The organism is Frankia sp. EI5c (genome assembly GCF_001636565.1).
Classification (GTDB): domain Bacteria; phylum Actinomycetota; class Actinomycetes; order Frankiales; family Frankiaceae; genus Parafrankia.
In genome coordinates, this window is sequence record NZ_LRTK01000010.1 from 109982 (window position 1) to 128096 (window position 18115).

Sequence of the window (18115 nt, forward strand, 5' to 3'; positions counted from 1 at the left end):
CGCGCGGTGAGATGCGCGGACCGGCGGTACCCTCGGCACAAGGGAATCCCGATCGAGGGCAGCACACACGGCAGGAGGGNGGAACGCTTGTGTCCGGCGTTCCAAACAGATGACTCCAAGAAGAATCTTCCGCGGCTGGGTACCCCTGCTACTGCTGGCCCTCTTCGTGATCATTCTCACGACGGGTGTGCTGTCCGGGCCGAGTGAGTACCAGAAGACGGAACTGAGCGCCGTCCAGCAGAAGATCGACCAGAGTTCGGGTGCCGCCGCGGGCGGCAAGGTCGTCGACGCGACCATCCAGGACTCCAAGCAGATCATCCGGATCGAGCTGGCGGACGGCAAGAAGTACGAGGCGTCCTTCGCCACCGAGCAGGCGGTCCTCCTCGCCAACGAGCTCAAGACGCAGAACATCAAGTACAACGTCACCGTCGACCGCGGGAACGTCCTGGTCTCGCTGCTGCTGAACCTGCTGCCGGTCGTGCTGATCGTCGCCCTGCTGCTGTTCTTCATGAACCAGATGCAGGGTGGCGGCAACCGCGTCATGAACTTCGGGAAGTCCAAGGCGAAACTGGTCAGCAAGGACACGCCGAAGACCACGTTCGCCGATGTCGCGGGCTCCGACGAGGCGATCGAGGAGCTACAGGAGATCAAGGAGTTCCTGGAGAATCCGGGCAAGTTCCAGGCAATCGGCGCCAAGATTCCCAAGGGCGTCCTGCTCTACGGGCCGCCGGGAACCGGCAAGACCCTGCTCGCCCGCGCGGTCGCCGGCGAGGCCGGCGTCCCCTTCTACTCGATCTCCGGCTCCGACTTCGTCGAGATGTTCGTCGGTGTCGGCGCGAGCCGGGTCCGCGACCTGTTCGAGCAGGCCAAGACCAACGCGCCCGCGATCATCTTCGTGGACGAGATCGACGCCGTCGGCCGGCACCGCGGAGCCGGGCTGGGCGGCGGGCACGACGAGCGGGAGCAGACGCTCAACCAGCTCCTGGTCGAGATGGACGGATTCGACGTCAAGGGTGGCGTCATCCTGATCGCGGCCACGAACCGGCCCGACATCCTCGACCCGGCGCTGCTGCGCCCCGGGCGCTTCGACCGCCAGATCGTCGTCGACCGGCCCGACCTCCTCGGGCGCGAGGCGATCCTGAAGGTCCACGCCAAGGGCAAGCCGATCGGTTCGGACGTCGACCTGTTGACCATCGCCCGCCGCACCCCCGGTTTCACCGGTGCCGACCTCGCGAACGTCCTGAACGAGGCCGCCCTGCTGGCGGCGCGGTCCGACGTCCGCTTCATCTCCGGCGCGCTCCTTGAGGAGTCGATCGACCGGGTCATGGCCGGGCCGGAGCGCAAGACCCGGGCGATGAACGACAAGGAGAAGAAGCGGATCGCCTACCACGAGGGCGGTCACGCGCTCGTGGCGCACGCGCTCCNGAACGCCGACCCGGTTCACAAGATCACGATCCTGCCGCGTGGGCGCGCGCTCGGGTACACGATGCAGCTGCCGCTGGAGGACAAGTACCTCTCCACCCGGTCGGAGATGCTCGACCGGCTCGCGGTCCTCCTCGGCGGGCGCACCGCGGAGGAGCTCGTCTTCCACGAGCCCACCACCGGGGCGAGCGACGACATCGAGAAGGCGACCCAGATCGCCCGCGCGATGATCACCCAGTACGGCATGAGTGACAAGCTCGGCGCGATCAAGTTCGGCAGTGAGTCCGGTGAGGTCTTCCTGGGCCGCGACATGGGCCACCAGCGGGACTACTCCGAGGAAGTCGCGAGCGAGATCGACGACGAGGTGCGCCGGCTCATCGAGGCGGCCCACGACGAGGCCTGGGAGATCCTGGCCACCTATCGGGACGTCCTGGACAGCCTCGTCCTGCGCCTGATGGACGTTGAGACCCTGAGCAAGGACGACGTGCTGGAGGTCTTCGCCACCGTCCAGAAGCGCCCCAGCCGGGGTTCGTACACCGGAGTGGGACGACGTATCCCCTCCGATCGGCCGCCGGTGCAGACACCGGCCGAGCTGGGCCTGGTGCCCAACGTCACCGGCCTGGTCAAGGGCGGCGGGCCGACCGGCCAGGCCACGAACGGTGGCGGGCGGCACAACGGCGGAACCAACGGCGGTGTGCCGAACGGCCACGGGGCCGGGGGGCACCCCCGGCCGGCAGGGGATCCCACCCCCGCACCCGCTCCGGGAAGCCCCGGCGGCGACCCGGCGCAGAGCGGCCACGGGGTGCCCGGCCCCGGTGGGCAGCCAGGCCAGGCACCGGCCGGGCCGGGTGGCGCTGGCGGCCAGGCACCGGAACCACCGCGGATCTCGAACCCGTGGGCACCGCCCACCTGGGACAACGATGACGACAGGAGACGCCGTTGAGCTCCGATTCCGACCAGGCGCTGACCGTTGCTCGGGAGGTCGACGACCCCACCGCGGGTTCCGTCGGCTCCGGCGGGCGTGATGTCTTCGCGGGACCGGGCTCGGAGAGCAGCCTCCCCACNGATGGCGGATCGGCCGAGCGTCCGGCGCGCAGCCGACAGAACCGGCCGGATCTGGTCCGCCCGTTCGATCATGACCGGGTCGCGCGAGCGGTCCGCGAGCTGCTGATCGGCATCGGGGAGGACCCGGACCGGGAAGGTCTGCGCAAGACCCCGGACCGCGTCGCCCGCGCCTACCAGGAGGCCGTCGAGGGGCTGGGGCGCGATCCGGCCGAGGTCCTCACCACGGTCTTCGACGAAGGTCACGACGAGATGGTGCTCGTCCGGGACATCGACTTCTCGTCCCTGTGCGAGCACCACCTGGTGGTCTTCGCGGGCAAGGCCCACGTCGCGTACATCCCGAACGAGAAGGGCCAGATCACCGGCCTTTCCAAGCTCGCCCGGCTGGTGGACCTCTACGCCCGGCGGCCGCAGGTGCAGGAGCGCCTCACCTCGCAGGTGGCCGACGCCCTCGTCGACGTCCTGGACCCGCGCGGTGTCATNGTGGTCGTCGAGGCGGAGCACCTGTGCNTGTCCATGCGGGGTGTGCGCAAGCCGGGAGCGACCACGGTGACCTCAGCGGTCCGCGGCCAGTTCCTGAGCCCGGCCACCCGCAGCGAGGGCATGTCACTGATCATGCGGGGTCGCTGACCGCACGCACGCACAGGCACACACGCGCCACGGGTGCCGGTTCACTCCTCCAGCGACTGGATCTCCAGCGTCGCCCGGCGCAGCTGGGACGACAGGCTCCGCGCGATCGAGCGCACCAGGTCGTTGTACACGTCCGGATGGTGACGTCGCAGCCCCTCGAAGGCCTCGGTCGACAGCACCTCGCAGGTCGCCGCCTGGGCGACGACCGTCCGGGTCGACCGCCGGCCGCCTTCGACGAGCGCCAGCTCGCCGAAGGCGCTGCCGGCCGGGATCGAGCTGAGCCGGAACCAGCGCGTGCCGTCGGAGGTCGGAGCGAGCGCATCGACGACTCCGCGGGTGACGAAGTACAGCGCATCGGACGGCTCACCCTCGTCGAAGATGGTCACGCCGCGGTCGTAGGTACGCCGTTCGCAGGCGGCGGCGATGACCGACGCCGCGGGCTCGCCGAGCTCGGCGAGCAGTTCCTGCGCGCCGAGTTCGACATGCGCGGTCGGCGGCGGCGTGACCAAATCCGCGCCGGTCAGCAGCGCCTCCTCCGCCTGCTCCAGCGCGGTTTCCAGGTCCGGTAGCCGCCGCGCGTTCGGCAGGCCACGCATCAACCGGTCGACCCCCGGCACGTCGCGGGGATCCGCGAAGAGGACGTCGATTCCCCGCGTCGCCAGGTCCTCCACCATGACCCGGATGAGCTCCACCGCGGGTTCCCGGACCGCGGCCACCCGCCGCAGGTCGAGCACGACCCACCGGGCCCCGTCCAGGTTCTGCCCGACCGTGCGGACCACCCGNTCCGCGCTGGCGAAGACAAGGTCGCCCTGAAGTTCGTGGATGACAACCGCGGCGCCCCTCCGCTCGAGCACGGCGCGTTCCCGCGACCCGCGCAGGCGCTTGGAGGTCAGCGCGCCGCCGCGGTGCGTCCCCCGCACCGGGTGCGGGGGCTCGCCCTGCGGGGCCAGCAGATGCAGGGCGAAGCGGGAGGCCAGCATCTCGCAGGCCCGGACGCCGCGGACGCTGTTTCCCACCTCGTCGAGCGGCGGGCTGTACACCCCGATCCCCAGCTGCCCGGGCAGCACCGCGCACACGCCGCCCGCCACGCCGCTCTTCGCCGGCAGGCCCACCCTGAACAGCCAGGTGCCGGCCCGGTCGTACATGCCACACGTCACCATGACGGTCAGTACGTGGTTGACGTGTTCCTCGGCCAGCACGCGCTCGCCCGTCCGGGGATTGACCCCGCCGCGGGCCAGCGTGCCCGCCATCACAGCGAGATCGGCGGCGGTGACCTCGACGGCGCACTGCCGGAAGTAGACGTCGCAGATCTCGTCCACCGAGCCGCGCAACGCCCCGGCTCCACGCATCAGATGGCCGATCGCGCGGTTGCGATCGCCGGTGTCGCGCTCCGAGGTGAAGACCCGCTCGTTCAGCGTCAGCCGCCGGCCCGCGAAGGCGGACAGCCCCTCCACGATGCGCTCGAACCGTTCCTCGGCATCCGCGCCGAACACCAGGCTGGACGTGAGGATCGCACCCGCGTTGACCATCGGGTTCAGCGGCCGGCCGGTCTCCGGTTCAAGCGTGATCGCGTTGAAGGCGTCACCGGTGGGTTCCACGCCGACTCTGCCGAGGACGTCCTCGACACCGCGGTCGCGCAGCGCGAGCGCGTACACGAACGGCTTGGAGACGGACTGGATCGTGAACGGAACCTGGCTGTCGCCGACCTGGTAGTGCAGACCATCCATCGTGGTGACGGCAAGGCCGAACAGCGACGGGTCCGCCGTGGCGAGCTCGGGGATGTAGCTGGCCACGTCACCCGAGGTATCGCCGCGGAACGCCTCGTGGATGTCGGCGAGCACCTTCTCCATCGGGCCGACGTCGGACACGGCCCCACCCGACGCCCCTCCTGAAGGCGCTGCCGCCGACCCGACCTTCCCGCTCTGGCGCATGCTCCGATCAAACACGATCCACCGGTGCGCCGACCCCCGCCGGGGACGCTACAGGCGGCAGGCCTGGATGCCGGAGACGAGGATTCCGCGGGCGCCGAGATCCCACAGATCGTCCATGGTGCGGTTGACGTCGGCCTTCAGCACCATCGCCCGGACGGCGACCCAACCCTCGCGCTGCAGTGGTGAGATCGTCGGGGACTCGTACCCCGGCGTGATCTCACAGGCCTTCTCCAACACGGAGGCGGGGACGTCGTAGTCCATCATCACGTAGCGACGGGCGACGAGGACGCCNTGAACCCGGCGCAGCAGCCGCTCGTGGGCGGCCGACAGCTCGCCGCCCCGCTTGGCAATCATGATCGCCTCGGACTTCAGCACCGACTCGCCGACGAGCTCCAGTCCCGCGGCGCGCAGCGTCCGCCCCGTCTCGACGACGTCGGCCACCGCGTCGGCCACACCGAGCCGCACGGCGGTCTCCACCGCGCCGTCGAGCTTGACGATCTGGGCCGACAGGCCGCGCCCGGCGAGGTCGGTGCGCACCAGGCCGGGGAACGAGGTCGCGATGCGCAACCCGTCGAGCTCCCGGAGGTCACTCAGCGCACCCGCCGGAGCCGCGTAGTGAAACGTAGACCGACCGAATCCCAGCGGGACCAGTTCCTGCGCGGCGGTGTTGCTGTCGACGAGGAGGTCCCGGCCGGTGATGCCGAGATCAAGCCGGCCGGTACCGACATATACCGCTATGTCCCGGGGGCGGAGGAAGAAGAACTCGATGTCGTTCTCAAGATCCGCCACCACGAGCTCGGCGGACTCACGCCGCGCGAGGTAACCCGCATCGCAGAGCAACTGGCTGGACGGCGCCGCGAGCCCGCCNTTGTTCGGAACAGCGATACGCAGCATCAGCACCACTCACCGATGGCGCGCACGGCCCACCCGGCCGCGAAAGAAAAGGACGCACTCACAGGTGGGAGTATACGTCCTCCAGGGAAAGGCCCAGAGAAATCATCATCAGCTGACTCCAGTAGAGCAGCTGTGAGAGTTCCTCGGCCGCGCGGTCCCGGCTCTCGTGCTCGGCCGCCATCCAGGTCTCGGCGGCCTCCTCCACAAGCTTCTTACCCAGATGATGTACGCCCTGGTCGAGCGCGGCGACGGTGCCCGAGCCCGGCACCCGGTCGCGCCATTTTCCGGCGAGCTCAACAAAGAGTTCGTCAAATGTTTTTCTTTCAGCGCCGACGCGCCCCGCGCCGGGTGACGCCACGCCGACGGACGGAGATGACGCCGCCGGGCCACCCGGGGTGGCCGGCGCCGCGGGCAGGCCGTCGTGCTGCGCCCCACCGGCCGGCGAGACCACCGGGCCGCTCCCGCCACCCCTGCTGTCGCCGCCGCCCGCCCCGCCCGCGCCGCTGGTCACCGGCGGACGGGACGCATCGGGCGCGTCGGAGAAGACCATGCCCGCATGCTACCCGCAGCGGCCAGAGCGGACGATCCATGATCGTAAGGCCATCGCAGCCCTGCCGCGGCGGAGAGATCCGATGGTGAGACCCGAAGATGACACCGCCGAGATCCCGCTGGACGATGGTGTCCCATCCTCCAGAATGGTTCACTCCTTACTTGTGTCCGGCCCCGCTCTCGTCGCCACCGATCTGGATGGAACGCTGATCCGTTCCGACGGCACCGTCTCCGATCGGACCAGAATGGCGTTGCGCCGGGTGGAGGACGCCGGAGCGACCGTGGTGTTCGTGACCGGGCGCCCGACCCGAATGATGGCTGACATCGTCCGGCAGACCGCGGCGACCGGCATCGCCATCTGCGCCAACGGCGCACTCGTCTATGACCTCGACACCTGCGCACCGGTGCGCCGGACGGTGCTGGAGTCAGCCGCCGCGGTACGGCTCGCGCGGGCGATCAGAGAATCGGTACCCGGCGTCGCCTTCGCGGTGGAAAGTGGCCACCGGTTCGGCCGCGAACCGGATTTCCGCACGATGTGGCCTGATCCGGACGAACTGGTCGCCGGTTTCACCGAACTGCTCACCTGCCTGCCCACGGCCAAGCTCCTCGTCCGCCGTGGCGGCGCGGCGATGACCGACGTCTACGAGACGATCGTCCGACTCGCCGGGGAGGAGGCGGCCGTCACGATGTCAAGCAGCGACCTGATCGAGATCTCCGGCCCGGGGGTCTCCAAGGCGGTCGCGCTGGCCGAGCTTGCCGGCGATCGGGGAATCCTGCCCGGCCAGGTCATCGCGTTCGGTGACATGCCCAACGACCTGCCGATGTTCGGCTGGGCGGGCCACTGTGTCGCGGTCGCGAACGCGCACCCGGAGGTCCTCGCCGCCGCCGACGAGGTCACCGCCTCCAACGACGAGGACGGCGTGGCCCAGGTACTGGAACGCCTCTACCCCTGAGACGCCACCCGTGCGGACAGCGGCCCGGGTGGGAGATCAGCGGGGCCGGGCGAGATCAGCGTAAAGGGTCTTGTAGACCTCGACTATCCGCCCCAGATCGGTTTCGGAGTTCCGGACGAAATAGTCGTGCACCCGCCGGTAGAAGTCCACGGTCCGCCGGTCCCGCACAATGGTCGCCTCAATCGACTCAAGCATCACGACCCGGTCGTCGAGGAGCGTGAACCCGTGGGCGGGCGGAAACCTCAGCTCAACGCCGCGGGGCACCACCCGCACCGTGACGTTGGGGAGCTCCGCCACCTTTTCTATGCGGTCCATCTGGGCCAGCATGTACGCGGGCGGGGCGAAGCGGTTGCTCAGCACCGACTCCATGACCACGAAGTCGAAGGTCCGGTGCGGTTCGTAGAGCCGCTCCTGCCGCTGGGCCCGGAGGGAGACCGTCGCCGCCGTGTCCGCGTGCCACTCCTGCTCGGATGCGTCCGCCGCGTACCGCAGCGAGTAGAACCCGTTCACGACACGACGGGTGTACTCGCTGATCTGCAGCAGGCCGGGTACCGCCACCGGCTCATAGCTGCGGAGGTCACGGGCCCGGCCCTCCTCGGTGAAGTAGTCCTGCTGCCCGACGGCGCCGGGCCGGCGGCGGTCGCGGCGGCCGCCGCCGGGCCGGGTGGCGGCGGCCCGAAGCCGCTCCGCCTCCGCCATCAGATCGCGGTGGGTGCTCTCGGGCACCTCCAGCGCCCGGGCGATCCGGTCGACATCGACCGGAGTCGGCCGTAACTGCCCGCGCTCCAGCTTGGAGATCTTCGCCTGGCTCATGTCGACCTTGTTGCCCAGTGCCTCCCCCGTCAGCCCGCGCTGCCGCCGCAGGGACTTGAGGATCTGGCCGATTCCGACCGCCGAGGGCTGGTCACCGCGGGCCGTCTCATGAGGGGAGGACGTGCCGGGTCCGTTGTCCATCACCGCCACCTCGGTACGGCTACTACATCGAGTCAGTGGCCGGCAGCCGGTCGACGGCCGGGACTACTCCTCCGCGGCGGGAAGCTTCTGAACGGCGTCCAGCAGCAGCTGGCGAGGAATCCGTACCAGGGTCTCACCGGCCGGCACCTCCCCGGCCCCGGAACGATCTGGGACAATATAACCCTGCACCACGAGGTCGGTACCATCAGTGGTGAATATTGTCGGGCACGCCGAGGTGTTGCAGGCGATACCGACCAGTGGCGTGAGCTTCATCGCTCNGTGGCTCCTGACTGTCAGCTCTATACGAGACCGCCGACCGCCAGAGGTGCCGGCCCGGATCGGGGGCATATTCGGGCGACCGGCCGAATACTGGCGGACTCCAGCCCGCAGTTGCCTGAATATAGCCTCGGAGCAGGCCGTTCCCACGTAGCCCCCGAGCCCCTCCACGCATCGAAAATTACATTCCGTGATCAGGCGTGGATAGATTCGTCACAAAATCCGGAAATTGCTCGGCGACAAATCAACGGCCGCCGTCGCCAATCCCGCCACCCGACCTTCTCCGCGCGATCCATGACCGCCGCCGCGAGTACCGGATCCATTCACCCGCTTGGCGGCAGCAACGCGGCCGGACTGTGACTTGCGCCACTCCGGTTGTTTCGGTCCGAACCAGCGGTTCCGGGGGCACTAGGCNGTTCCACCGGCCTCGGGCGACTCCCCGCCTCGCACTGCCGAGGCCGGCAGCCCCACCGGGCGACCGCGCGGCCGCCCGGAGCGGACCGTCACAGCGCTTCGATGCTCCGGGCCGCCGCCAGCAGAACGTCCCGGGGAATCTGGACCAGGACCTCGCCGGGAGAGAGCCGGACAGTGAGCGGTGACGGATCCACATGATCACCCTGGACGACCACCGCCCCCGAATCACTCAGGAACACCGCTGGACAGCCGGAGCCGGAACACACGGCCGTCAGGGGGGTCAGGCGCATTGATTCGACCTCTCTGTACACGACCCAGAACGCCGGCCCGGCACCGGTCGACGTCCCGCGCGGCGGGACGGACGGGATCGTCGCGCGCGGCCGGGAAACAGAACCGAGTAGACCATAAAGTCATGCTTCGCGGCGAAAATTATGGACGCGAAATAATTCAATCATTGCAAGGTAATTCCGCGACCACGAAAACTGTCGGCGATCACTCATCGTAGACAACCGACATCTTGATGTAATCAGATATCGACTTTCGGCGTCATCGCGCAAAGATCAAGGATTATTCGCGGAAAAGAGCTTGTGGCCCAGCGCGGCAGGAGTCACGATTCGTGGACAAGCCCTGGCAGAGATACCGGGGCGTCAAGGTCCTCCCGTACATCGAGGAGGTGCGTCGGATGACTGGCACCGGGGGACGGCCATCCGTGCGATCACGGCCAGGTAGCGGGCCGCGGACTGCGGCCCGCCCCCACATCCTCTCCCCCGCCGGTCCGCCGCTGACACGGACCCGGGCCGGCGCCGGCAGGGCACACCCGCCGACGGGAATCCACCCAGCCGAATCCCTCGCGCACCCGGCCGAGGGAGAACAGGAATGAACGTGCTCACGCACCACGGCCTCCACCCGGACCTCCCGGTTGTGGTGGCGGTCTTCCTCGGCGTGGCGTTGACCGCCGTCGCCTCCGGTCTGCGAAGGTTTCGCACCGCGTTCCTGCTCGCCGCCTGCACGCTGCTGCTGGCGGGCGCCGTGGGAATAGGGGCGCTCGCCGCGGTCAGGTCGGGCGGGCCGGTCGATGGTGCCGGCTCATCCCTGCCCGGCATCGCGCCGGGAACGGCCGGCGGCGGCCCGGATGGCGGGATCGACGGGTTCTCCCTGGTCCTGACTGTGCTGGGCGCGGCCCTGGTCCTCCTCGGCACGGCCGCCCGGCGCCCCTGGTCGCGGTGGTCCGGCCGGCGAGGCGGGAAGCGGAACGGATACCGCGAGCCCCGGCGGCGCGGAAGCGGGCCCGAATCCGGAAAACGGTTCTGGAACAGGCGTCGGGAGAGTGCCGACACGACCTGGTCCCCGGATCCCGCCGCGGTGCGGTGGACGCACACCCCGCTGCCCACCCCCCGCCGAGACCTCGACGGCCCGGGGCACCCGGCCGGGCCGGAGCGTTCCACGGGGGCAGAGCATTCCACGGCGGAACGTTCCACGGCGGAACGTTCCACGGCGACGGGCCAGCCGACGGAACCGGAAGCCACCTCGGCGGGGGACCCGACCACTCCCGGAACGGATGACTGGCGCCCGTTCGTCGAGGACGACTGGCGCCTCCCGGCGGACGCCGCCGCTGACTGGGCACTGTTCGGCTGGGGCTCCCACGCTGCCTGGGCGGAGGCGGAGCGCGGGGCGGACGACCCCGACAGCGCCTGGGAGGACGCGGCCGAGGACCCGGCCGAGGCGGGGTCACGCTGGGATGACGCCCCGGCGTACCCGCCGCCGCCGGGGGGTTCCTGGCGAGCGCGGGAGGACCCGTTCTTCGAGAACCTCACGGCCCGCATCGAGCGCATTCTCGGCCTTTATCTGAACGCCGTGACGCCCCGCTCCGGGCATCCGGCGCGGATAGACGCGCACGCCCCGGAGGCGCGGCATTTCGTCTGTGCGCTCACCCTGACGCTGGACCTCCTCGGCGGCCGGGCGCCCGCAGCGCAGATGGACAGCCTGGTCGCGGCGGTCCGGGAGACCGAGCGTCGCTGGGACGTGGTGGGCACACGGGCGGGGTTGAGCACGTCGGGAACCCTCGTCTCGCGGCGGACCGGAGGCCCCGGCGTCCCGGGTGCCCATGGCGGGACGACGCGGCCGGGGGCGGCCCGGCACCGGATCAGGATCCCGCCTCGGCCGCCGACACCGCCCACTCAGCCCGCACCGCCCAGTCAGCCGGCACCGCCACGAGAGGATGAGCGCGACCGGCGGCGCGGACCCGCGCGCCGCCGGCCCGGCGAGCATCCGCCGGGCGGTCCCTACTTCGGTCGCTGACCGCGCCGCCGTCCGCACGCGGTGGCGCGGCGGCGAGCAGGGCAGGCCAGGATAGGGACATGGCGACTTCCGTTCCCCGGGATCCGGCCGCGCCGAACCCGCCGCCGCACGAGATCGACGAGGAGTTCCGCGCTCTGCCCACCGCGGCACTGGCGGACGCGGCCCTCCAGACCGCCCGCGATCTCGGCGTCACCCATGCCGACATCCGCCTCGAACGGCTCAAGGAGTCCTCGCTGTCCTTCCGTGACGCCGGGCTGGAGAGCCGTTCCGACGGTGTCACCGCCGGCTTCGCGGTGCGGGTGGTGCACGACGGGACGTGGGGCTTCGCCGCCGGAGTCGATCTGACCGTGGACGAGGCCGTCCGGGTGGCCCGGGAGGCGGTGGCCATGGCGAAGGTCGCCCGGCCGCTCAACTCCGAGCCGGTGGAACTGGCCGGCGAGCCGGTGCACGCCGGCGCCACCTGGGTCTCGGCCTACGCCGCGGACCCGTTCGCCATCGACCCGCGCGACCGGATCGAGCGGGTCGGCGGGCTGTGCCGAACGCTGTTCGCCGCGCAGGACGTCGACCATGTCGACGGTCACTTCGACGCCGTCATGGAGAACAAGTTCTACGCCGACACCGCCGGCACCGACACCACCCAGCAGCGGGTCAGGGTGCTCTGCCAGATCGAGGCGACCCGGGTCGATCCCGGGGGCGGTTTCGAGACGATGCGGACGATCGCGCCGCCGGTCGGCCGCGGCTGGGAGTGGATGGTCGGCGGACCCGCGGCCGGCTGCTGGGACTGGGAGTCCGAGATCGACCTCCTCCCGTCGTTGCTGGCCGAGAAGGCGAAGGCGTCCTCGGTCGAACCCGGCCGCTACGACCTGGTCATCGACCCGTCGAACCTCTGGCTGACGATCCACGAGTCCGTCGGGCACGCCACCGAGCTCGATCGGGCCCTCGGCTACGAGGCCGCCTACGCCGGGACGTCCTTCGCCACGCTCGACCGGCTCGGCTCGCTGCGCTACGGGTCGCCGGCGATGACGGTGACCGGTGACCGCACCGCGCAGCACGGCCTGGCCACGATCGGCTATGACGACGAAGGTGTCCAGACGGGACGGTGGGACATCGTCCGGGACGGCGTGCTGGTCGGTTACCAGCTCGACCGGCGGATGGCGGCCCAGAACGCGGCCGNCCTGGGAGTGGAGCGGTCGAACGGCTGCGCCTTCGCCGACTCGCCGGGGCATGTTCCGATCCAGCGGATGGCGAACGTGTCACTGCGGCCGGATCCGGGCGGCCCCGCCACGGCGGAGCTGATCAGCCGGGTTGACCGCGGGATCTACGTGGTCGGCGACCGGAGCTGGTCGATCGACATGCAGCGCTACAACTTCCAGTTCACCGGGCAGCGCTTCTACGAGATCCGCGGCGGGCAGCTCGTCGGCCAGCTCCGCGACGTCGCCTACCAGGCGACGACCACCGATTTCTGGGGCTCGCTGGAGGCGGTCGGCGGCCCCCAGACCTACGTGCTGGGCGGGGCGTTCAACTGTGGCAAGGGCCAGCCGGGCCAGGTCGCCGCGGTCAGCCACGGCTGCCCCTCGGCGCTGTTCCGTGGCGTCAACATCCTGAACACCCGCCGCGAGGGCGGGCGATGAGCGGGGGGTTCCCGGTGGCGGGTACGGCGCGGGCGATCCGCGGGTCACACGAGATCGTCGAACGAGCTCTGGACCTGGCCCGCGCGGACGGCACAATCGTCATCGTCAGCGAGTCGAGCACCGTCAACCTGCGGTGGGCGAACAACACCCTGACCACGAACGGCGCTGCCCGCGATCGTTCGGTGACGGTCATCAGCGTGCTCGGGCGCTCCTTCGGGGTCCGCAGCGTCTCCGCCGTGGACGGCCCGACCGCCGGCGGTGACCTGGACGGGCTGGAGACGCTGGTCCGGGCGGCGGAGGCGGCCGCCAAGGAGGCGGACGACGCCGAGGATTACAGCGATCTGGTACTCCCGGCCACCGCGGCGCGGCCCGCGGGCGCCTTCACCGACCCGGCCGAGCGGACCAGCAGCGCGGTGTTCGCCGCGTTCGCCGGGGACCTGGCCGAGGCGTTCGGCTCCGCGCGGGCCGAGAACAGGCGGCTGTTCGGCTTCGCCGAGCATGACCTCACGACCACCTGGCTGGGGACGTCGANGGGCCTGCGACTGCGCCACAGCCAGCCCACCGGCTCGGTCGAGTGGAACGCCAAGAACGACGTCCCCGGTGGCTCCGTGTGGCACGGCCAGTCCACGCACGACTTCACCGACGTGGACGTCGCCGCCACCGACGCGCACCTCCGGGCCANGCTGGCCTGGTGCGGCCGCGCCGTGGAGCTGCCCGCGGGGCGTTACGAGACGCTGCTGCCGCCGTCGGCCGTCGCCGACCTCATGGTCAACCTCTACTGGTCGGCCGCCGGCCGGGACGCGGCCGAGGGGCGCACGGTGTTCAGCCGCGCCGGCGGCGGAACGCGCGTGGGCGAGTCGATCGGCCCGGCGGGCCTGCGGCTGTGGAGCGACCCCGGGGCGGCCGGTCTGGCCACGACGCCCTTCACCACGGCCACCTCGTCCTCGGCCACCACCAGCGTGTTCGACAACGGCCTGCCGCTGGAGCCGACCGACTGGATCCTGGACGGGCGTCTCCACTCCCTCGTCCACACCCGCGCCTCAGCCCGCGCGNCCGACCGCGCCGCCCAGACAACCAGCCCGGCCGCCGGCACGACCGGCACAGCCACCGGCACCACCGGCACTGCCGTGACGCCCTACATCGACAACCTGCTCCTCGACGGCGGCGGCACCGCCAGCCTGGACGACATGATCGCCTCGACTAAGCGGGGGCTGCTCCTCACCTGCCTGTGGTACATCCGCGACGTCGACCCGGAGGTGCTGCTGCTCACCGGCCTCACCCGCGACGGGGTCTTCCTCGTCGAGAACGGTGAGGTCGTCGGGGCAGTGAACAACTTCCGGTTCAACGAGTCACCGGTGGATCTGCTCGGCCGCGCCGCGGAGATCGGCGCCTCGACCCGGACGATGCCCCGGGAATGGGCCGACTGGTTCACCCTGGCCAGGATGCCACCGATGCGGATCACCGATTTCAACATGAGCTCGGTGAGCCCGGCCAGCTGAGCCGGCCCTCGGCGGGGCCGGCCCCACGGGGCCGGCCGTCGACGGCCGGATCACCGACTTCAGAGGTAGGTGCCGCCGAACGGCTCGTTTCTGCCCTGGGCCTGCTGCTGCCCGCTGGGAAGCGCACGGCGGCGCATCTCCTCAAGCTGCGCGCGGGCCGCCATCTGCTGGGCGAACAGCGCCGTCTGCAGACCGTGGAAGAGCCCTTCGAGCCAGCCGACCAACTGGGCCTGGGCGATGCGCAGCTCCCCGTCGGAGGGTGTCGCGTCCTCGTCGAACGGCAGGGAGAGCCGGGCGAGCTCGTCACGCAGCTCGGGCGCGAGCCCGTCCGAGAGCTCGGTGATCGAGCTCTGGTGGATGCGGCGGAGCCGGACCCGGCTGGCGTCGTCCAGCGGCGCGGCCCGCACCTCGTCCAACAGCTGCTTGATCATGGTGCCGATGCGCATCACCTTGTCGGGCTGGGACACCATGTCGGCGAAGGGGTTCCTGGCCTCCTCCGGCCCGTCGGCGTCCGGCCGGGCACCGGCCTCCGGGGGCGGCGCGAGCGGGACGCCGACCGCGCCGCGAACCTCCTGCAGGGCGCCGTCCGGACCAACAACGACGACGCGGGGCTTCGGTTGGTCTGTCATGCCCTCCATCCTGCCCTTCTGATCCGACGAACCCATCCCTGGTACAGACCAACTCCTGTCCCACCTGCCAACGGTTCACACTCCGGCCACAGCGGACCGGAGGACAAACCGCGCGCAAGCCGGGATGAATCCCGCGAGAAAGCGACATCCAACCGAATTCGAGCGGCTGAATCAGTCCCGCCCACCACCCGGCGGCCCGACGCGGTCCGGTCAGCCGCCGACCCGCAGGATGACTTTGCCCACGTGCCCCAGGCCCTCCACCAACCGGTGGGCTTCGGCGACCTCCGCGACCGGCAGGACGCGGTCGATCACCGGCTGGACCCGCCCGTCGGCGATCGCCGGCCACACGTGTTCGCGCACGCCCGCCACGATCCGCGCCTTCTGCGCCAGTGGACGGTGCCGCAGCGACAGCGCGTGGACACTGGCGCGCTTGGGCAGCAGCACCGCGAGGTTCAGGGTGGCCTTGGTACCGCCCTGCAGGCCGATCACGACCAGGCGGCCGTCCGCCGCGAGCAGCGTGACGTTGCGCTCCAGGTAGGAGGCGCCCATGTTGTCGAGGATGACATCCGCGCCGTGGCCGTCGGTCTCCGCCCGCACCCGGGCGACGAAATCCTCGTCCCGGTAGGAGATCGTGATGTTCGCGCCCAGCTCACGGCAGCGTGCCAGCTTCTCAGGGCTGCCCGCGGTCGTGGCGATCACCGCGGCCGGGCGCAGCGCCCGCACGGCCTGGATCGCGAACGTCCCGATGCCCGAGGCGCCGCCGTGGACGAGGAAGACCTCGCCGTCCGCGAGCGCCGCGCGGTCGAACACCGTGGAATACACGGTGCAGGCCACCTCGGGCAGCCCGGCGGCGTGAACGAGATCCACCCCGGCGGGCACCGGCAGGAGCTGGCTGGCCGGGACGTTGACCTGGCTCGCGTAACCGCCGCCGACGAGCAGCGCGCACACCTCGTCACCCGGTGCGTAGCCCTCGACACCGGAGCCCACCGCGGCCACCCGGCCCGAGCACTCCAGGCCGAGGATCTCGCTCGCCCCGGCGGGCGGCGGGTAGAAGCCCTTACGCTGCAGGATGTCCGCACGGTTGACCGCCGTCGCCGCGATGTCGAGGGTGACCTCACCCGGCCCGGGCGGCGGCAGGTCGGGCACCTCTGCCCAGGCCATGACGTCGGGGTCACCAGGAGCGCTCACCGTCACCGCATGCACGGATGCCACTGTACGGCGAGGGCCACGGCCCGCTCGCGTTCAGACAGGCTCGGGCTCAGGCTCGGGGCGTTCGGGTGTCGGCGNGGTGTAGGGGGACGGCTCGTGGGGCGCCGGCGGAAGGTCCGGGGTATCCGGAAGCAGCGGGCCGGGATCATCCGGGATGGGTATGTCCGGGTCGAGCGGGGGCGGGTTGTCCGGCCGCCGCGGGACCGCGGCCGCGGCCGTCGCCCGCTCCCCGGTGGCCGGGTGCCGGGAAGGGCGGGACCCGGCGGATGACGGGAGACCGGGTGAGCGGGGGCCGGCCGGCACGGCGTCAGTCAGCGAGGGCATGCGGCTCGCCTACCCCGGATCCGGCCGGACGAACATGCCACTCCAGACCACTCCGGACGCCCTTCTCCCGATCCCTTTTCTTCACCTTGCAACCCTTTCGCGATACTTCCGGCACGGAGTACCGTCCACGGAGCGGTGCCGTCGCGCCCGTCAATACCAAGGATGGATGCTGCCACCGGGGCGGCGCGGTGATGACGCAGGGGCGCACACGGCCACTGCCGGACCACCGTGGACACGCGAGATCACCGAAACCAGCCGTGGGAGTGTGCCTGGTGAGTGTGGACAGCGCCGCGGACATAGGCACCCATACCCAGCGGTTTCTCACGGGGCATCCCTCTCCCCTGTGGGACCCCCTGCTGTTAGCCCCCGAGCAGGCGGACTGCGAACAGCTGGAGCCGGCGCCGCCGGACGCCGATCGGCCCGAGGCGGTACCGGCGGGCGACCAGCTGGCGGGAGACCAGCCAGCGGGAGACGGGCCGGCGCGAAGCGGGCCGGCGGGAGACGGGCAGACCGACCGCGGGCAGACCGACGGCGGGCAGACCGACGGCGGGCCGGCCGGCGGGCCGAACGCCCGGGCCGAGTTCCAGGACTTCTTCGAGAACCACCACCGGGAACTGTCGCGCTTCGCCTATCTGCTCACGGGTGACCGCGACGCGGCCGACGATCTGACCGCCGACGCNCTCACGGCCGCCTGGACCCGCTGGGACAGGGTGAGCGCGGCCGACAGCCCGCTCGCCTACGTCCGGCGCATCCTGGCGAACCTCGCCACCAGCAGNCTGCGGCGAGTGATCAGGGAGCGCCGCGGCATGACCATGCTGGGCATGCTCGCGGAGCACTCCAGGCCGGCCGCCGACAGCGCGGACCTGCCGGCCGCGGTGGATCTGCGGGCCGCTCTGATGTCGCTGCCCGTGCGCAAACGGGCCTGTGTGGTGCTCCGCTACGCCTTCGATCTCTCCGAAGCGGAGACAGCGCGGGTGCTCGGCGTCTCGATCGGCACGGTCAAGAGCCAGACCTCCAAGGCGGTCGCGGAGCTCGAACGTCTACTCGGCACCCGGCCGGATCTGCGCCAGCCCGCCGCGCCGGGCGAACCGCCGCGCCGGCGGGAGCAGCTCACGACACTCCCCCAGATGCCACTCCGCGGTAACACCGCCCGCAGTCGGCGGCGCTCCGGCGGAGTGGGGGATCCGGCAGCCCCCAGCGCGGGTGAAAACGCGCGACCACCCACGCCCATACCTCGCATAATGGGCATGCCATGATCCGCGATCGTTCCGCCGGGCGCTCACCCGGTCATCGGGCCGAAGACGGTCAGGCGGCGGACGGCCTCCCGGCTCCCAGCCCCGCGCTGCGGGCTCTGTTCACCGACGCCGCTACGGAACACACACCGGACACGGAACGGATCCGCGCCCGCCTCCTCATCGCCGGCTGTCCCGTGGCCGGGCC

Annotated in this window: 13 protein-coding genes and 11 pseudogenes; 15 read left to right on the plus strand and 9 right to left on the minus strand. The window is 71.0% G+C overall.

Going from position 1 to position 18115, the window contains the following annotated elements; all coding sequences use genetic code 11:
• Positions 1-109 precede the first annotated feature (109 nt).
• The 4 genes and pseudogenes from ftsH to UG55_RS33805 all read left to right on the plus strand — a co-directional run.
• On the plus strand, positions 110-1424 hold a 1315-nt coding region (gene ftsH, locus UG55_RS33785; RefSeq protein ID WP_242423984.1), incomplete at its 3' end, for an ATP-dependent zinc metalloprotease FtsH.
• A 1-nt stretch (position 1425) separates the two neighbouring features.
• Positions 1426-2365, plus strand: a pseudogene (locus UG55_RS33790) (cell division protein FtsH); the annotation flags it as partial.
• Between the two features lie 122 nt (positions 2366-2487).
• Positions 2488-2966: pseudogene (folE, locus tag UG55_RS33795) on the plus strand (GTP cyclohydrolase I); the annotation flags it as partial.
• Positions 2967-2995: 29 nt separating this feature from the next.
• Positions 2996-3114: pseudogene (locus UG55_RS33805) on the plus strand (GTP cyclohydrolase I FolE); the annotation flags it as partial.
• A gap of 41 nt (positions 3115-3155) precedes the next feature.
• On the opposite strand, the gene UG55_RS33810 reads toward UG55_RS33805, so the two are convergent.
• The 5 genes and pseudogenes from UG55_RS33810 to UG55_RS33825 form a co-directional block, all read right to left on the minus strand.
• Positions 3156-3896: Crp/Fnr family transcriptional regulator (locus UG55_RS33810; protein WP_304440393.1), on the minus strand; the 741-nt coding region annotated here is incomplete at its 5' end.
• 1 nt (position 3897) lies between these two features.
• Positions 3898-5045 (minus strand): annotated as a pseudogene (gene glsA / locus UG55_RS33815) (glutaminase A); the annotation flags it as partial.
• Positions 5046-5093: 48 nt separating this feature from the next.
• Positions 5094-5336, minus strand: a 243-nt coding sequence (gene hisG / locus UG55_RS33820) for an ATP phosphoribosyltransferase (protein WP_396230838.1), incomplete at its 5' end; no start/stop codon positions are given.
• Position 5337: 1 nt separating this feature from the next.
• Positions 5338-5912: pseudogene (gene hisG, locus UG55_RS08270) on the minus strand (ATP phosphoribosyltransferase); the annotation flags it as partial.
• Positions 5913-5997: 85 nt separating this feature from the next.
• Positions 5998-6489 (minus strand): phosphoribosyl-ATP diphosphatase, encoded by a 492-nt coding sequence (locus tag UG55_RS33825; RefSeq protein WP_242423985.1) that lies wholly within the window; start codon positions 6487-6489, stop codon positions 5998-6000.
• 145 nt (positions 6490-6634) lie between these two features.
• Here UG55_RS33825 and UG55_RS08280 point away from each other — a divergent pair, with 145 nt between their 5' ends.
• Positions 6635-7441: a Cof-type HAD-IIB family hydrolase gene (locus UG55_RS08280; protein WP_066065328.1), complete on the plus strand. Its 807-nt coding sequence runs from the start codon at positions 6635-6637 to the stop codon at positions 7439-7441.
• A 36-nt stretch (positions 7442-7477) separates the two neighbouring features.
• On the opposite strand, the gene UG55_RS08285 is transcribed toward UG55_RS08280, so the two are convergent.
• Both UG55_RS08285 and UG55_RS08295 read right to left on the minus strand, forming a co-directional pair.
• The gene (locus UG55_RS08285) at positions 7478-8395 is read right to left on the minus strand and encodes a helix-turn-helix transcriptional regulator (RefSeq protein WP_066065194.1); all 918 of its coding nucleotides are present in this window, start codon (positions 8393-8395) and stop codon (positions 7478-7480) included.
• A 779-nt stretch (positions 8396-9174) separates the two neighbouring features.
• On the minus strand, positions 9175-9375 hold the full coding sequence (locus tag UG55_RS08295) for a hypothetical protein (protein ID WP_066065200.1): 201 nt from the start codon (positions 9373-9375) through the stop codon (positions 9175-9177).
• 586 nt (positions 9376-9961) lie between these two features.
• Between UG55_RS08295 and UG55_RS08300 the strand changes: the two genes are divergently transcribed.
• From UG55_RS08300 to UG55_RS33850, 7 genes and pseudogenes are all read left to right on the plus strand, one after another.
• The gene (locus UG55_RS08300) at positions 9962-11383 is read left to right on the plus strand and encodes a hypothetical protein (RefSeq protein ID WP_066065203.1); all 1422 of its coding nucleotides are present in this window, start codon (positions 9962-9964) and stop codon (positions 11381-11383) included.
• Between the two features lie 59 nt (positions 11384-11442).
• Positions 11443-12556: TldD/PmbA family protein (locus UG55_RS08305; RefSeq protein ID WP_242423986.1), on the plus strand; the 1114-nt coding region annotated here is incomplete at its 3' end.
• A 1-nt stretch (position 12557) separates the two neighbouring features.
• Positions 12558-13014, plus strand: a pseudogene (locus tag UG55_RS33830) (metallopeptidase TldD-related protein); the annotation flags it as partial.
• Positions 13011-13545 (plus strand): PmbA/TldA family metallopeptidase (locus UG55_RS33835; protein ID WP_304440394.1); only part of this gene is annotated, 535 nt, incomplete at its 3' end. The pseudogene UG55_RS33830 and the gene UG55_RS33835, both read left to right, overlap by 4 nt.
• 1 nt (position 13546) lies before the next feature.
• Positions 13547-13695 (plus strand): annotated as a pseudogene (locus tag UG55_RS33840) (TldD/PmbA family protein); the annotation flags it as partial.
• A gap of 1 nt (position 13696) precedes the next feature.
• Positions 13697-14066: pseudogene (locus tag UG55_RS33845) on the plus strand (metallopeptidase TldD-related protein); the annotation flags it as partial.
• A gap of 1 nt (position 14067) precedes the next feature.
• A pseudogene (locus UG55_RS33850) lies at positions 14068-14513 on the plus strand (metallopeptidase TldD-related protein); the annotation flags it as partial.
• A 59-nt stretch (positions 14514-14572) separates the two neighbouring features.
• Here the strand turns inward: UG55_RS33850 and UG55_RS08315 are convergent.
• Both UG55_RS08315 and UG55_RS08320 read right to left on the minus strand, forming a co-directional pair.
• Positions 14573-15151, minus strand: coding sequence for a bacterial proteasome activator family protein (locus UG55_RS08315; RefSeq protein ID WP_083986582.1), 579 nt, complete (start codon positions 15149-15151; stop codon positions 14573-14575).
• Positions 15152-15352: 201 nt separating this feature from the next.
• Positions 15353-16345, minus strand: a complete 993-nt coding sequence (locus UG55_RS08320) for an NAD(P)H-quinone oxidoreductase (RefSeq protein ID WP_083986583.1) — start codon at positions 16343-16345, stop codon at positions 15353-15355.
• A 521-nt stretch (positions 16346-16866) separates the two neighbouring features.
• Between UG55_RS08320 and UG55_RS33855 the strand changes: the two are divergent.
• The 3 genes and pseudogenes from UG55_RS33855 to UG55_RS33865 form a co-directional block, all read left to right on the plus strand.
• A pseudogene (locus tag UG55_RS33855) lies at positions 16867-17354 on the plus strand (hypothetical protein); the annotation flags it as partial.
• A gap of 1 nt (position 17355) precedes the next feature.
• Positions 17356-17450, plus strand: a pseudogene (locus UG55_RS33860) (SigE family RNA polymerase sigma factor); the annotation flags it as partial.
• A 1-nt stretch (position 17451) separates the two neighbouring features.
• Positions 17452-17931 (plus strand): sigma factor-like helix-turn-helix DNA-binding protein, encoded by a 480-nt coding sequence (locus UG55_RS33865; protein WP_242423987.1) that lies wholly within the window; start codon positions 17452-17454, stop codon positions 17929-17931.
• The last annotated feature ends 184 nt before the right edge of the window (positions 17932-18115 follow it).